The organism is Proteus sp. G2675 (assembly GCF_963886535.1).
Lineage (GTDB): Bacteria > Pseudomonadota > Gammaproteobacteria > Enterobacterales > Enterobacteriaceae > Proteus > Proteus mirabilis.
In genome coordinates, this window is record NZ_CAWPCB010000053.1 from 1 (window position 1) to 15358 (window position 15358).

Sequence of the window (15358 nt, forward strand, 5' to 3'; positions counted from 1 at the left end):
GGCAGGGATAGCTTTATAGTCATTTACTAAAATTAAGGCAGGGGCAAACCAATAAGAGGCAGTACTGATTAAGCTAAAAATGATAATAATGATAGAAGAAAACGTAATTGGTGTCAGGTTATCAGCCAATAAGCCTTGAATATAGTAGGTTGGTGCATCATTAAGAGCGGCTTGAGCAACTTCCATCAATAATGAGCCACTGATTAATAGTGCTAAAATAAAGCCTGCTAAGATAATAAGCACACTAATACCATAAGCACCCATGATGCTAAGGTAGCGTTTGTTCTGGAAACCAGAAAATAAATTATCCAGATTTAGCTGACCAGTCTCATATTGCTGATGGGCTATCATCATAAGCCCGGCAACTAATACAGCTGAAATAAACGGGGAGATAATCGGCCCAATAAGTGGGATAAATCCAAGGATAGATGAGATAATTAAGTTAACAAGAAAGTAAATAATTACAGCGCCTACCCACATAAAAAAGCGCTCTTTAACTAAATCCCAGCCAATACCTAACCACTCGGTTGCCCCTGAAGCACCTCTTTGTAGAGGAACTGGCGTAAACACCTCTTCTGGCTCCGTAAGCGATGAACTATTATCTTGTTCCATTTTTTTCTCTGCCTTAAAAATAATTAATTGTTTATAAATATAACTTTTTATAATTCATATCATATCTTTTTATTTTGTAATTAATCAATACTATTAAACTAAAGAATGCTTAAGGATAATCTTAGAAACTTCTAAATGACCATTAGAATGAGTAACAATTTTATATTGTCATAATTAACTGCAATAGTCGTTATTAAAAATATCTTTATTTGAGGTATGGAAAACAATATTTTTTAATTTAGTGGCTGGCGCTTTCTCAAAAGAACATGCCGCAGGGAGGGGAAAACTTGATGGCAGTTTTACATAAAAAAAGCAGTACATTGTGCACTGCTTTTTAAAATGGGGGTGTATAAAAGCTTAATACATCACTTTATGACCATAAGATGCAATAATTGCTTTAACATTTTCCATCGTCTCTTTTGACGGTGGATGAATACCATCGAGTTTATACTCTTCTCCTAAAGCAACCCATTTATGTTTACCTAATTCGTGGTAAGGGAGAAGCTCGACTTTTTCGATATTTTTCATATCTTTTATAAATTCGCCTAAACGATGAGCAGAATCATCATCATCAGACCAACCGGGCACAACTACGTAACGTATCCAGGTTTTTTGGCCTCGTTTAGCTAAATAGCGGGCGAATTCCAGTGTACGTTGGTTAGAAACACCAACCAGTTTTTGGTGAATGTCATCATTCACTTGTTTTAAATCCAGCATGACTAAATCAGTCACGTCCATTAATTCATCGATGACAGGATCATAACGGCGTACAAAACCGTTAGTATCTAAGCAGGTATGGATATTTTCTTTTTTACAAGCACGGAACCAATCACGTACAAATTCTGCTTGTAAGATAGCTTCACCACCAGAAGCTGTAACGCCACCACCAGAGGCATTCATAAAGTGACGATAAGTCACTGCCTCTTTCATTAATTCATCAACTGTGACGATTTGCCCACCATGAGTATCCCATGTGTCACGGTTGTGACAATAGAGGCATCTCATTAGGCATCCTTGGAAGAAAACAATAAAGCGTATTCCGGGACCGTCAACAGTACCGCAGGATTCAAATGAGTGGATACGACCAAGTACGGACATAACAGGGTTACTCCAAAACTGTCTAGATAAAAAGGCCCCAAAGTAGGGGCCTTTATTCTAAGCGATTTTATCTACTTTCTCAGTAAATAAATGCATGAGTTATCAAATTACATTGTTTGAGTGAATGTACGAGTGATAACGTCTTGTTGCTGCTCTTTAGTTAATGAGTTGAAACGGACTGCATAACCAGAAACACGGATAGTTAATTGAGGATATTTCTCAGGATCTTCCATTGCTTCTAACAGCATTTCACGATTCATTACGTTAACATTCAGATGTTGGCCACCTTCGATATCCGCTTCATGATGGAAGTAACCATCCATCAGACCTGCAAGGTTTGCTTTACGAACATCATCATCTTTACCTAACGCGTTAGGTACGATAGAGAAGGTATAAGAAATACCATCTTTCGCGTAAGCAAATGGCAGTTTAGCAACTGAAGTTAATGAAGCAACTGCACCTTTTTGGTCACGGCCATGCATTGGGTTAGCACCTGGTCCGAATGGTGCGCCAGCACGACGACCGTCTGGAGTGTTACCTGTTTTCTTACCATACACAACGTTTGAAGTGATGGTCAGAATTGACTGAGTTGGCACTGCGTTACGGTAAGTGTGCAGTTTCTGAATTTTCTTCATGAAACGTTCAACTAAGTCACAAGCGATATCATCAACACGAGAGTCGTTGTTACCAAATTGTGGGTATTCACCTTCAATGTTGAAGTCTACGGCTAAACCGTTTTCATCACGGATTGGTGATACTTTTGCATATTTGATAGCAGACAGTGAGTCAGCCGCAACAGATAGACCTGCGATACCACAAGCCATAGTACGGTATACATCACGGTCATGAAGTGCCATCAGTGCTGCTTCATAGCTGTATTTATCGTGCATGTAGTGGATAACATTCAGTGCAGTAACATACTGAGTTGCTAACCAATCCATAAATTGATCCATACGGTTCATCACAGTATCAAAGTCTAACACTTCGTCCATGATAGGTGCGTGTTTTGGACCTACTTGGATTTTCAGTTTCTCATCCACACCACCATTGATGGTATACAGTAAGGTTTTAGCTAAGTTTGCACGAGCACCGAAGAACTGCATTTGTTTACCCACAACCATTGGGCTAACACAACATGCAATTGCATAGTCATCACTGTTGAAGTCAGGACGCATTAAGTCATCATTTTCGTACTGGATTGAAGAAGTATCGATTGAGACTTTAGCCGCATATTTTTTGAAATTAATAGGCAGTTGTTCTGACCATAGGATAGTCATGTTTGGTTCTGGTGAAGGACCCATGGTGTACAGGGTATTTAAGAAACGGAAAGTATTCTTAGTTACCAAAGTACGACCATCTAAACCCATACCACCTAATGATTCTGTTGCCCAGATTGGGTCACCAGAGAATAATTCATCATACTCAGGAGTACGTAAGAAACGAACCATACGTAATTTCATGACTAAGTGGTCAATTAATTCCTGAGCTTGTTCTTCAGTCAACAGACCTGCATCGAGATCACGTTGGATATAGATATCTAAGAAAGTAGATACACGACCGAAGGACATTGCTGCGCCGTTTTGAGATTTAACAGCGGCTAAGTAACCGAAGTAAGTCCATTGTACTGCTTCTTTCGCGTTTTGAGCTGGGCGAGAAATATCACAACCATATTTCGCAGCCATTTCTTGGATTTGACCTAATGCAGCGTGCTGCTCTGCGATTTCTTCACGCAGTTGGATAGTCATTTCCAGATCTTCACCTTTTTCCAGTTTTTCTTGTAAAGAGGTGAATTGAGCGAATTTGTCTTTACGTAGGAACTCGATACCGTACAGTGCAACACGACGGTAGTCACCGATGATACGGCCACGACCATAAGCATCTGGCAGACCAGTTAAGATACCTGATTTACGGCATTTTAAGATGTCTGGAGTATAAACATCGAATACACCTTGGTTGTGTGTTTTACGATATTCAGTAAAGATTTTTTTCAGCTCTGGATCTAGCTCACGGTTATAAGCGTGGCAAGAACTTTCAACCATACGGATCCCACCGAATGGGATGATTGCACGTTTTAGAGGTGCATCAGTCTGTAAACCGACGATTTGTTCTAAATCTTTTTCGATATAACCCGCATCGTGTGAAGTGATAGTTGAAGCAACAGAAGTATCAAAATCAACCGGCGCATGAGTGCGGTTTTCAATTTTGATGCCTTCCATAACTTGTTCCCAAAGTGTATCAGTTGCTTTAGTGGAACCTGCTAGGAAAGATTCGTCGCCTTCATATGGAGTATAGTTTTTTTGAATAAAGTCACGAACATTAACATTGTTCTGCCATTCACCTTCAGAAAAACCTTTCCATGCTTCAGCAAATTTTTCATTTAAATCAGACATGATACTTCTACCTTTTTACAATGGAACTTAAGAAATCAGTCATAACTGCACGGATTAATGTTTATCGCCGCGCAGATGCATTAACCAGTATACCAGACCGACTAGGACTGCTCCGCCGATAATATTACCGATAGTGACTGGCAATAAATTATCAACGAGGAAATTTGATACTGTTAGATTTGAAAATTGTTCTGGTGATGCACCTACTGTAGTCCAGAATTCTGCCGGTGCAAAATTCTTAATTACAATACCTAAAGGAATAAGAAACATGTTAGCGATACTGTGCTCAAAGCCACTCGCCACAAACATACCGATAGGTAAAATAAGTGCAAAGAGTTTATCAATTAAAGTTCGACCTGCATAACTCATCCAAACTGCAAGACAAACCATTAAATTAGCTAAAATACCTAAACAAACTGCTTCAATAAAGGTGTGCTCAACTTTATGCTGTGCAGTTTGTAATACATTCAGACCCCATAACCCATTAGCTGCTGCATATTGACCTGCAAACCACATTAAGGCAACAAAGAACAGGGCGCCAATAAAGTTACCAATATAGACATTTATCCAATTAGCGAACATCTTAGCCCAAGAAATACGTCCTGTCGCTTTAGGAATAATGGTGAGTACAGTTGAAGTGAATAAGTCTGCACCACAAACAACCACGAGCATTAAGCCTAAAGAGAAACAAATTCCTCCAACGAGTTTAGCGAGACCAAATGGAACAGATGCGGTGCCTGTAGTCGCTGTAATATAAAAAACAAACGCAATTGAAATAAACATTCCCGCAGTAAAAGCAGATAAGTAAGTTGTTGGGATATGTTTGTTTGCTTTATAACAACATGCATCATCGGCAACTTTTGCCATATCAGCAGGTGATAATAAATTAAAAGGGCTGTCAGCTTTCATACTAACACTCTCTTATATGTTGGAATAATTATAGCACGCAATAATAGTAGCAAAGGGTCTTACTCCTAAAGTTGATATGGATCATAGTCGCTTATGAGAGACGCAATTTTAGTACGTAAAAACCGGCTAAATTAGCTATAATTATTTGATTAATAATAAGAAAAAATTTTTTAAATTTTATCAAAAAATTTTAGCCTGGCTGGATAAACAAAGTAAAAAGTAAATATAACGTATTATTTATTTTTATTAGCGTTAACAGATAAAAATAAAATTTAACGCTCCATTTACTTTTGCGCTAAATATAAACATTACTTTATTTGTGGGTAATCTAATTGATTACGCCAGCCTTAAAACCATTATAAAAATACGGTTTTTAAATTTTTGAGATCTAGGTAAACAATTAGCAATTTAAACTATATTTTTGTGGTTTTTTTAGATTAAAAAGTTAACCTTATCTTTTTACGTCGTATTTAAAACTTAAAATCGTCACTTTTGACATATTTGACACTTTTGTCATTTGACATAATTGTCATGGTGGCAAAATTGTCGTTATATTTTTTATATATAATAAAACACTCTACTTATTAGTAGAGTGTTTTGATTTTAAACAAAGCGATTATTAATCAGTTAAAAATAATTATTTAATAAATAACCTTAAATAAAATAATGTTATTTATTCGATTGACGTTTTGCTTGTTGTAATTTTTCATACGCGGCTAATAAAGATTGATGAACAGGCAAATTCGCTAATGATGGATCTATGGGTTGCAAGCCATAAAAAGGTTGTTTACCTTCAATTGCATTTAATGCAGCTTGCAGTGTTTCCTCGCCATACATACGAGAAAATGCCTCCATATATTGTGCAGGCTCACGCTCATGCTCTTCACGTAGGAGTAAAAGATTATGCAGGCAACGATAATAATTTTGACGCGCTGGTGTAAATAATGATGCGTTGAAATCTTGTGTCCACTCAACCCAAACTAATGCTTGTTCTAAATCGCCACCAGCGAGTGCTAACATTGATTTTAATTCACCTACACGTAAATGACTCCAACCATTATCTTTACCCGGTGCAATACCAATCATTTCTCTGATACGAGTAAAGTCATCTAAGCCATCTTCATCAAATTGGCCAATAAGTGAGAGGTACTCTTCTTTTGTGCCATGACTTGTTGGTAAAGAAAGAATGGTATCACGCCAATGGACACCCATAATGTTATTGGCTAGTTGCAGATCTTCAGCAGGATAAATATCGGATAAGCCAGGGACTAAAATACGGCAAGCATAAACCCCTAAATGGTCATAATCCATAATATACACTTCCGCATCACATTGCTGGCACAGTGACATTAATGTTTGGAATTCTTCTTCGGTTGAACCACTGAAATCCCAATCCACAAATGGATAGTCTGCATCTTTTTTAAACAGATCCCAACTAATTAAACCACTAGAGTCGATAAAGTGGGTTTCAAGATTAGTGTGATCACCGACTTCTTCATCATCAAAACTCGGTGGATTGAAAACATCGAGATCTTTAAGGCTACGGCCTTGCAATAACTCAGTAACAGTACGCTCTAATGCCACACCAAAATCGGGATGAGCACCAAAAGAAGCGAAACAAGTCCCATTTTGTGGGTTAAACAGCACGACGCAAATAACGGGGAATTGTCCCCCTAAAGATGCATCAAAACTAAAAATAGGGAAGCCTTCTTTTTCTAATGTCGTAATAGCTTCAATAACAGCAGGATAACGAGCTAAAACTTCATGGGGGATTTTAGGCAAGCTAATTCTTTCGCTGATAATTCTATTTTTGACATAGCGTTCAAACACTTCAGAAAGCCCTTGCACTCGAGCTTCATTTTGCGTATTTCCTGCTGACATACCATTAGATGCATAAAGATTTGCAATGATATTAACAGGTATATATACAGGTGTTTTATCTGATTGGCGAATAAACGGTAAGGCACAAATACCACGTTCTGAATTACTTGATTGTAAATCAACCAGTTCACTGCCACATAGCTCACCTTCAGGATCGTAAAATTGACGTAAACGTGCATCTAATAAGCCTTCAGGTACAGCATCATCATCTGTCAGTGGAAACCATTTTTCATTTGGGTAATGAACAAACTCACCTTCTGCAATATCAGCACCTAGCCAGAAATCAGAAAAGAAATAATTGGTTGAGAGACGTTCAAAATATTCGCCTAATGCTGAAGCCAATGCTGCTTTTTTAGTAGCACCTTTGCCGTTAGTAAAACATAACGGACAATCTTTATCACGAATATGAACAGACCAAACGTTAGGAACAGGATTTAACCATGAAGCTTCTTCAATGTTAAAACCTAACTGAGTTAATTTTTGCTGAAAGCTAGCGATAGAGTCTTCCAGTGCGGCATCTTTGCCGGGAATAAATGTTTGTGACATGGCAGGTTTCATCAATATTTTACGAGTGATAGTTAGGGGCACATGATACTGAAATCGTCGCTAATGCACTAATTATTTCTCGTGTCGGTTGATTTTAAATAACATTCCTTATCATTAATGCACTAATATATTAGTTCTTTTGATAAATTCGTTCTATTTATCACGGAATTACTGATAATAAATCATCATAATTGGACGCGATTTTATAGACTCATAAGGATTAAAAAATGATAAGAAAAACATTGCTAGCCAGCTTATTAACCGTAATTAGTGGTACCGTTTTTGCTTTACCTAATGTGACAATCCTCGCAACTGGGGGAACCATCGCAGGGGGTGGAGACTCTGCCACTTCTTCAAGCTACACAGCAGGAAAATTAGGCATTGATACATTGATTAATGCCGTACCTGAGGCAAAAAAAGTGGCTAACTTAACAGGCGAGCAAGTGGTTAATATTGGTTCGCAAGATATGAACGACCAAGTGTGGTTAAAACTGGCGAATAAAATTAATACGGATTGTGATAAAACAGACGGCTTTGTGATAACCCATGGTACAGATACGATGGAAGAGACCGCCTATTTTCTTGACTTAACCACAGCATGTAAAAAACCGGTGGTGATGGTAGGGGCAATGCGCCCAGCAACAGCATTAGGTGCTGATGGTCCATTAAACCTCTATAATGCCGTGGTGGTGGCAAGTGATAAAGCATCTGAAAATCGTGGTGTATTAGTTACCATGAATAATTCGGTGATTAGTGGTAAAGATGTTGTCAAAATGAATACGACAGAAGTGCAAGCATTCCAGCCGATTAATGCAGGTGCTCAAGGTTATGTTCATGATGGTAAAGTACACTATTACACTGCTGCAACACCACGCGCTGAGAAAGTTGCCTTTGATGTCAGCAAATTAACCGAATTACCAAAAGTAGGTATTGTTTATAACTATGCTAATGCATCTGATTTACCGGCTAAAGCGTTTATAGATAACCACTTTAAAGGTATTGTTAGTGCAGGTGTCGGCAATGGTAACTTATATTCTGACATCTTAAATACTTTAGCAGATGGTGTAAAAAAAGGTGTTGTTGTGGTTCGTTCAAGTCGTGTTCCGGTTGGATTTACCACACAAAATGGTGAAGTAGATGATGCAAAATATGGCTTTATTGCTTCAGAACGTCTAAATCCACAGAAAGCAAGAGTGTTATTACAGTTATCTTTGACAGAAACACAAGATCCCGCCACGATCCAAGAAAACTTTGAAAAATATTAATTAGATTTTTTGTTTTTTAGTTAAATCAGAAAACCATCCGCTGATAAATAGCAGATGGTTTTCTTTGTTAAATATTATTTAATTTTGCGTAATTTAGTATAAATTTTGATATCTTCTCTATTGTTTTGAATATTATTCATATTTTTATCGCGAGTGTATAATCGTTCAGTGTTGATAACACCATTATTTATCAGCTTGCTATCCTCACTAATATCTAAAGTTAAGTTTTTCATTTGGCTAATAGTATTTTTGGGTATTAACCCTATGTATGTCTCGCTATAGTTATTGTTATTTTTACCAGTATTAAGCCAATATTGCATGCCAATAGTTCCACTTTCCATATTGTGGAAGAAAGACTTATTTTGCAGATCTAAATATCCGCCTCTGGCGAGAATATATCCATGGTTATTAAATGTTGTTTTATTTAGATTAAGTTGTATGGCATTTTTACTACGGTTACTACTTTCTAAACTACCATAATTATAAATAGTAGTATCAGAAGCATTAATAATGATGTTTTTAGAAGAGATTAAACCTTGTTTTTTAGGATCACCATTTTTATCACCTAATATTATCTGATTGGGGAGATTATTTCTTTTTATATGTGAGCGCATGGCGTATTCTTGTTTTAAGATACTTTCACCTTCTTTAATTATTATATCTCTTTTACCTGAATAAATATTTATATCTCCTTTAGAGGATATAAATCCTTTTTCTAACTTAATGTTATTAGATATGATATTAAGTTTATTAAAAGAATGACTAGAACTACGGTCATTTTTGTTACTGAATACAATTTTTCCAATATGATCAATTGATTTTCCACCCCTATATCCTTTATTTATGGGAGCGATAGCTTTTTCTAAGCGGTAGCCGATTAATTCATCATTATTATTGATAACAGGTTTCCCTGTTGTTAACGTTTCTTGTAATGTATTCGAAAAACTACAATTATGGCATTCAATACCATTTGGGTTGGCTATAACAACATGAGCTGCATTGCCAGCTACCGCGATATTCCCCGCTAAGAATGACGTTGCTCCATTAACCACTTCATTAATAATAGTCTCAGCGGCAACCTCTTTATTATTTAAAATAATGCCAGCATCAGTTACATCAAATGTATCATATTTATTATGAGAAATGCCTTTGGGATTTTTTGGTGCTATTAATATTTCTGCTTGTTTAGGATTAATTTCATTAGGTTTAACTATTGTTGAAGAGTCTTGATTAATAGAAATATATTTATAGCTAGTTTGTTCTACGGCCTGGCATATTGATGGTGTGTATATTACGCCAATTATTATTGCATTTCTTAATTTCATATGTTTACCCTTGTATATTATTTAGGGCTAATTTAGCGATATTAAAAACATAAATAAAGATAGTCAGGTTTAAAAGGCGTTTATTTATAAAAAATAAAAAGGCTATTTTTTTAATAGCCTTTTGGGTTATATGTTATTAATTTTTTCTTATATTGGAAACAACGATTTTTGCAGTAATAAATGCAATCAGTGGGGTAATAGAAAATACAATAAATAACCAATGGGCTGCATTTTGTGCGCCAGCAATACCTCCGGGGTTGGTTAATCCTGCCATATTTACAACAGTACCTGAAATGGCAGCACCTACAGCGGTTGAAAATAGCTGAATAGTGGTGATTGACGTCGCCGCTTTTTGCGCTTCTTCCCCTTGAGAAACCTGTAATACACGAGTGAGATAATGAGGCCAAGCCATGCCAATTCCTGCACCTGTAAAAAAGAGGGCTAGACAAATAATAATCACTTGCCCATAAGGTAAAAGAAGATAATTTGAAATTAATAAGCCAAGAACAATTATGGCAGTAAAGTTAATGGCAGGGCCGATACGCATAAGACGCTGAGCAATACCGCTTGGTTGAGATGAAGAGATAATAGCCGAAAAAGACCAACCAGCACCGACTAAAGCAGCTAAATAACCGGAAAGTAACGGAGTAATACCATGGATCATTTGTAAAAAATAGGGCACAAACACTTCTGTCTGAACACTTATTCCTAGCAATGCCATAGTCAGATAAATAGGGGATAGTGGGGCTGAAAAAGAGAATGTTCCTTTAGGAAAAAGCCCATCATGAGATCTCTTATCGATATAAATTAATAATAAGATAAAAATAATTGCTAATAGAAAAGATAAAATATGATATAGCGTAACGTGATACAAGCTACCGATTGAGATAGATAACACTGCTAATATTAATAAGGTAAGTTGTAGGTAGGGAAGTGATGTTTTTTTGTTAGCAATATCAGCACTGTTTTCCTTAGGAAGGATAGTAAACAGTAGAATAGCATAAGGAATGCCTACACAAAGAATAGACCAAAAAGCACCCCGCCAAATATTATATTCTGCAAATATTCCTCCTAATGCGGGACCCAGCAACGTTGATATTCCCCACATACTGGACATTAACGCCATAGCTCGAGACCATAATGGTTGCGGAAACATCACCCTGACCAATGAATAAGCTAAAGCCAGTAACATTCCGCCTCCCGCACCTTGAATAAATCGGCCAACCAACAAGATTGGCATTGAAGGGGCGGTAGCACAGATAATAGAGCCTGCTAAAAAGCAGAGTGTGGCAAATAAGTAGCTATTACGTGGCGCGAGCAAAATTAATAAACGAGAAGTCAACGCTGAAGAGAGAATGGATGCCAAAATAAAAACGGTGGTATTCCATGCATATAAATTAAGCCCACCGATATCACGAACAATAGAAGGTAGGGTGGTAATGGTGATATAGACATTAATAGCATGTAATGCCACTCCCCCTGCTAAAGCGAGTGATTTTAGACTATTTCGTCCTTTAAGTAGCATTCCCCAGCTCGCATCTTCCTTTTTATACTGACTCCCCGACATAAAATACTCCTAACGATTATTTTTGTGTGCTACACATAATACGTAAGTTTACAAAAGTCATTGCGCCAATTAGAGGAGAATGATACAACCGATAGAGGTCGTTTTGTCAAAACATATTCAGATAGGGTGAATTTGAATGAGTCAGGTATATAACTTTAGTGCAGGTCCGGCCATGTTACCGGCAGAAGTTCTTCGTCGTGCAGAATTAGAATTATGCAACTGGCACGGATTAGGGCGTTCTGTTATGGAGATCAGCCACCGCAGTAAAGAATTTTTGGAGGTTGCCCATCAGGCAGAGCAAGATCTACGGGATCTACTCAATGTACCAGAAAATTATAAAATTCTGTTCTGTCATGGTGGCGCTCGTGGTCATTTTGCGGCATTACCGCTTAATTTATTAGGTGAGAAAACCACCGCTGATTATATCGATGGAGGATATTGGGCTAAAAGTGCTGCCGATGAAGCGGAAAAATATTGTTCACCTAATATCATTAAAATAAAAACAGAAATTGACGGTAAAATCGCGGTTAAGCCAATGAAAGAGTGGCAATTAAGTGATAATGCAGCCTATGTGCATTATTGCCCAAATGAGACTATCGATGGGATTGCTATCCACGAAGAGCCGGATTTTGATGATAAAAAAATTGTTATTGCCGACTACTCTTCCGCTATTTTATCTCAGCCACTTGATGTTAGCCGTTTTGGCATGATTTACGCTGGAGCACAAAAAAATATTGGTCCTGCGGGGTTAACACTGGTAATTATTCGCGAAGATTTACTGGGTAAAGCACGTAAAGAAACCCCTTCAGTATTTGATTACACAGTACTGGCTGAAAATGACTCCATGTTTAATACACCGCCGACTTTTGCTTGGTACTTATCAGGCATGGTGTTTAAATGGTTAAAAGAGCAAGGTGGCTTGCAAGAGATAGCAAAACGCAATTATGAGAAAGCGACACTGCTTTATAGTGCGATTGATAACAGTGATTTCTATATTAACCGTATTGCCACAGAAAACCGCTCTTTGATGAACGTACCTTTCCAAATGTCTTCTCCTGCTTTAGATGCGGTTTTCTTAAAAGAAGCTGAAGAGCAAGGATTAGTTGCGCTGAAAGGGCACCGTGTTTCAGGTGGTATGCGTGCATCTATTTATAACGCAATGCCTTTTGCTGGTGTACAAGCATTAGTTGATTTTATGGCTGATTTTGAGCGTCGCCACGCTTAATGGTTACCTTTTCACTGCTGCAAAACCTGCCTTATTGGCAGATTTTCTGATAATTAAAGCACAGAGAGCCAATAACTGTTATCTCTGTGCCAATATGGCAAATAGATAAATATTAATTACGATAATCATACTATTTGACATTATTACACAGCGTCTCTACCTATTTTGACTTATCTAGCGGAGCTTTTACCTGTTTATGGAATCGTTGACATTACAACCCATCGTACATATTGAAGGCACTATCAATTTACCCGGATCAAAAAGTGTCTCTAACCGTGCACTTTTATTGGCAGCTTTAGCCAAGGGAAAAACGCGTTTAACTAATTTATTAGATAGTGATGATATTCGTCATATGCTCAATGCGCTAACCGCCTTAGGGGTACAATATCAATTATCAAATAATAATACGGTATGTGATATTGAAGGGTTAGCAGGTTCTTTTCATCCCCAGCAGCCACTTGAACTCTTTTTAGGCAATGCAGGAACAGCGATGCGCCCATTGGCGGCAGCTTTAAGCCTCGGAGAGCACGATATTGTTCTTACGGGTGAGCCTCGCATGAAAGAGCGTCCTATTGGTCATTTAGTGGATGCGTTACGTCAAGGGGGGGCAAAGATTGATTATCTTGAACAAACGGACTATCCGCCGCTACGTGTTTGTGGGGGATTTTCGGGCGGGAGTGTTGATGTTGATGGCACCGTTTCCAGCCAATTTCTGACCGCATTACTAATGATGGCGCCTTTAGCTCAGCAAGACACCACTATTACCATTAAAGGTGAGTTAGTCTCTAAACCTTATATTGATATCACGTTAGCCTTGATCTCCACTTTTGGTGGAGAAATTGAAAATCAAAACTATCAGCGTTTTATGATTAAAGGTGGTCAACAATATCAATCTCCGGGTAAATATTTGGTTGAAGGCGATGCATCTTCTGCCTCTTATTTTTTGGCGGCAGCCGCCATTAAAGGAGGGGTTGTGCGAGTAACCGGCATTGGTAAAAATAGCTTGCAAGGTGATATCCATTTTGCGTCTGTGCTTGAAAAAATGGGGGCTACAATACGTTGGGGTGACGATTATATAGAGTGTGAACGTGGCAAGTTAAAAGGGATAGATATGGATATGAATACTATTCCTGATGCGGCAATGACAATTGCTACGACAGCGCTTTTTGCTGAGGGTGAAACGACTATCCGTAATATCTATAACTGGCGGGTAAAAGAGACTGACCGTCTATCTGCCATGGCGACAGAATTACGTAAAGTTGGTGCGATGGTTGATGAAGGTCGCGACTACTTAACTGTGATACCGCCTAAACAGTTAACGACGGCTGAAATAAAAACCTATAATGATCACCGGATAGCTATGTGTTTTTCACTTGTGGCATTGTCTAACACGCCGATTACCATTCTTGATCCTGGCTGCACGGCAAAAACATTCCCTGACTATTTTGAAAAACTAGCAAGTATTTCTCATGCAAAAGTTTAATTAAAATAGCATCAATTAAATCGATAGTATTGGCTTTTCTCTAGTACGATACTATCGATTTTCTTAATTTAAGCGTGTTTTTATTCTATAAATAAGTAGATTAATAAAAAATTATCTTTAAAAAGCACTGCTTGTTTTTAACTGCTTGTTTCCTCCTCTAGAGAGTATGCGTATAATGACGCGCAATATATTAATACTGTTTTTCTCTGTTTAGAGCTTATGTTGTAGAACGCCATAGGTTCACGGCAGTAAATATAGAAAAACAGTGCCCATGAAAAGGAGAAACTCATGGCGGTTATCGTCCCTGTAATTACTGTTGATGGGCCTAGCGGAGCAGGTAAAGGAACATTGTGTCAAGCATTAGCAAAAGCCTTTGGTTGGCATTTACTTGATTCCGGTGCTATTTACCGTGTATTAGCATTAGCAGCATTACATCATCATGTGGACATTACATCAGAAGATGCATTAGTGCCTTTAGCGGCGAATTTGGATGTGCGCTTTATTCCTAATGAAAATGGATTAAGTGTTATTCTGGAAGGTGAAGATGTTTCAACCGAAATTCGTACTGAAACCGTTGGCAACACAGCGTCACAAGCAGCAACGTTTCCTCGCGTAAGAGAAGCATTATTACGCCGTCAGCGTGCATTTCGTACTGCACCGGGATTAATTGCTGATGGCCGAGATATGGGCACAATCGTTTTTCCTGATGCGCAAGTAAAAATATTTCTTGATGCCAGTGCGCAAGAGCGTGCACGTCGTCGCATGTTACAGTTGCAGGAGAAAGGCTTTAATGTTAACTTTGAACGCCTTTTATCCGAGATAAAAGAGCGTGATTATCGTGATAGAAATCGCGCAGTAGCGCCTTTGGTTGCGGCAAAAGATGCATTAATTCTCGATTCAACAAGCTTATCTATTGATGAAGTTATTGAAAAATCGTTAGCTTATGCGAAAAAAATCTGCAATTAACAGCGTAATTCGTTTTTATTTCGTTTATACTAGGTAATTATTAAAATCGGGTTGACGTGTTAATGAATACACAATAATGCCCGATGACCTT

General features: G+C 37.9%; 11 protein-coding genes. 4 read left to right on the top strand and 7 right to left on the bottom strand.

Annotated elements, in window-relative coordinates; all coding sequences use genetic code 11:
• From AACQ49_RS17130 to ycaO, 5 genes are all read right to left on the bottom strand, one after another.
• A partial coding sequence (locus AACQ49_RS17130; protein WP_161779186.1) for a hypothetical protein occupies positions 1-612 on the bottom strand: 612 nt, incomplete at its 3' end.
• Positions 613-969: 357 nt separating this feature from the next.
• Complete coding sequence (gene pflA, locus AACQ49_RS17135; RefSeq protein WP_004244575.1) at positions 970-1710, bottom strand: pyruvate formate lyase 1-activating protein; 741 nt, start codon at positions 1708-1710, stop codon at positions 970-972.
• 107 nt (positions 1711-1817) lie between these two features.
• Complete coding sequence (gene pflB, locus AACQ49_RS17140; RefSeq protein ID WP_004244576.1) at positions 1818-4100, bottom strand: formate C-acetyltransferase; 2283 nt, start codon at positions 4098-4100, stop codon at positions 1818-1820.
• A 54-nt stretch (positions 4101-4154) separates the two neighbouring features.
• Entirely contained in the window at positions 4155-5009 is an 855-nt protein-coding gene (focA, locus tag AACQ49_RS17145) for a formate transporter FocA (RefSeq protein ID WP_004244577.1), read from the bottom strand.
• 669 nt (positions 5010-5678) lie between these two features.
• Positions 5679-7436 (bottom strand): 30S ribosomal protein S12 methylthiotransferase accessory factor YcaO, encoded by a 1758-nt coding sequence (gene ycaO, locus AACQ49_RS17150; RefSeq protein WP_161779187.1) that lies wholly within the window; start codon positions 7434-7436, stop codon positions 5679-5681.
• A 227-nt stretch (positions 7437-7663) separates the two neighbouring features.
• On the opposite strand from ycaO, the gene ansB reads away from it, so the two are divergent.
• A complete protein-coding gene (ansB, locus tag AACQ49_RS17155; RefSeq protein WP_004244579.1) occupies positions 7664-8701 on the top strand; it encodes an L-asparaginase 2 in 1038 nt (345 codons plus the stop codon).
• A gap of 74 nt (positions 8702-8775) precedes the next feature.
• Here the strand turns inward: ansB and AACQ49_RS17160 are convergent, their stop codons facing one another.
• Together AACQ49_RS17160 and AACQ49_RS17165 are read right to left on the bottom strand one after the other, a co-directional pair.
• Positions 8776-10026, bottom strand: a complete 1251-nt coding sequence (locus tag AACQ49_RS17160) for a two-partner secretion domain-containing protein (protein WP_161779188.1) — start codon at positions 10024-10026, stop codon at positions 8776-8778.
• Positions 10027-10162: 136 nt separating this feature from the next.
• Positions 10163-11593: an MFS transporter gene (locus AACQ49_RS17165; RefSeq protein ID WP_135091570.1), complete on the bottom strand. Its 1431-nt coding sequence runs from the start codon at positions 11591-11593 to the stop codon at positions 10163-10165.
• 136 nt (positions 11594-11729) lie between these two features.
• Between AACQ49_RS17165 and serC the strand changes: the two genes are divergently transcribed.
• From serC to cmk, 3 genes are all read left to right on the top strand, one after another.
• Entirely contained in the window at positions 11730-12818 is a 1089-nt protein-coding gene (gene serC / locus AACQ49_RS17170) for a 3-phosphoserine/phosphohydroxythreonine transaminase (protein ID WP_004244582.1), read from the top strand.
• A gap of 196 nt (positions 12819-13014) precedes the next feature.
• A complete protein-coding gene (gene aroA, locus AACQ49_RS17175; protein WP_004252010.1) occupies positions 13015-14301 on the top strand; it encodes a 3-phosphoshikimate 1-carboxyvinyltransferase in 1287 nt (428 codons plus the stop codon).
• A gap of 288 nt (positions 14302-14589) precedes the next feature.
• Positions 14590-15267 carry a (d)CMP kinase gene (gene cmk, locus AACQ49_RS17180; RefSeq protein ID WP_004244585.1) on the top strand — a complete coding sequence of 226 codons (678 nt, stop codon included), beginning with the start codon at positions 14590-14592 and terminating at the stop codon, positions 15265-15267.
• Positions 15268-15358: the final 91 nt, after the last annotated feature.